Annotated in this window: 1 protein-coding gene; it reads right to left on the bottom strand. The window is 43.8% G+C overall.

Going from position 1 to position 1307, the window contains the following annotated elements; translation table 11 throughout:
* Window positions 1-17 precede the first annotated feature (17 nt).
* Window positions 18-1208, bottom strand: a complete 1191-nt coding sequence (locus H4O21_RS23935) for a transposase (RefSeq protein ID WP_182812347.1) — start codon at window positions 1206-1208, stop codon at window positions 18-20.
* Window positions 1209-1307: the final 99 nt, after the last annotated feature.

Consider the following 1307-nt stretch of genomic DNA (forward strand, 5'->3'; position numbering starts at 1 on the left):
CAATACTGTGGACACTTTCATGCAGCAATAACCCCGTAAAGGCTTAATTGTTCATAAGTGTCCATGACTTTTTTCTCATTCAGGGATAAACCTAACCTCTCAAAAACTCTGCTCATCAGATGCTCATTAAACTTTCTTCGTTTCCAGGAGGCCATTGAGATTACCGTTTGCTCCTCTGTATTTTTTTCCCGCCTATCCTCCAGCTTTAAGAGATTCAGAGCAGACAATGACGCATTGAGGTGAGTGTTTATGGCTTCCTTTTTACGAGACTGGCAATCCATTAACCCCGTGTATTGCTTTGCATCTCTGAACACAAATTCAATCTGAAATCGGGCTTTGTAATATGAAACCACTGTCATCGCATCTGAATGGATATCCGTAGAAAAGAGTACAGCCCGACCTGTTTTCTGGTCTGTCCTGATTCTTAAAAGCACAACCCTTACCTTCCGCTTCAGACTCTTTGAATACACCACTTCGCTATAAACATCGGTGTTCTCCGTCAGCGATCCCGAAAACTGGAAACGGCTCAGATCCTGATCGAAATGGATCTTGCCATCATACTTTCTGGGGCGCCCCACACCTGAGTAAACACCGCTATAAAGCCAGCATAAATCCGCATCAACACGCATTTTCCCGACAACATGCAGACCTGCTCTGACCACTGGCGTTACAAATTTGTATTTGGTGTAAAAAGCGTCTGAGACCAGATGCTTAATACCCCGATTTAATAAATCCGGTGCAACAGACACAACCTGTTCGGCATAAAGCTCAACGCGTGTTTTGCCTTGCTGATCCAGTGTTTGCCGGGCATTGAGCCCATAGGCCGTATGAGATTGAAGATCAATAATCGATATCAGAGACACTTCCAGTCCTCGCTCTGCCTTTTTGGAAGCGCCACTGTAGAACATGCCCAGCCCTTCAGTGTGTTTACCGCTCTTACGCATAAAACTGGCATCAATAGCCGCAATACATTGATGTGATTTGTTAAGCTCACCAAAAATCAGGCGAGTATTGAACTCATAAAAGTTAAAGGCGTGGCGATACCAGCGGCTGAAGCGTTTTTCACTCATAACACTGTATCGGCTCATATTGCGAAAATTTGCTTTGCCCTGTACGACCACTAAAGCTGTCAGCAGGAGTGCGATAAATTTTTTTTGTGGTTTGCTGATAGACATTGAGTCCAGAACAGTTTTTACTAAAGATTCCATGAGTAGACTTCTGCGGTATATGGTTTTGGCGAATGATATTTTCGCAGTTTCTACTCATGTGACTAGCCTCTTTTCTTCCTGAAACTGTCCGAACTATTG

The organism is Oceanospirillum sediminis (assembly GCF_014164585.1).
In the GTDB taxonomy this organism is placed as follows: domain Bacteria; phylum Pseudomonadota; class Gammaproteobacteria; order Pseudomonadales; family Halomonadaceae; genus Oceanospirillum; species Oceanospirillum sediminis.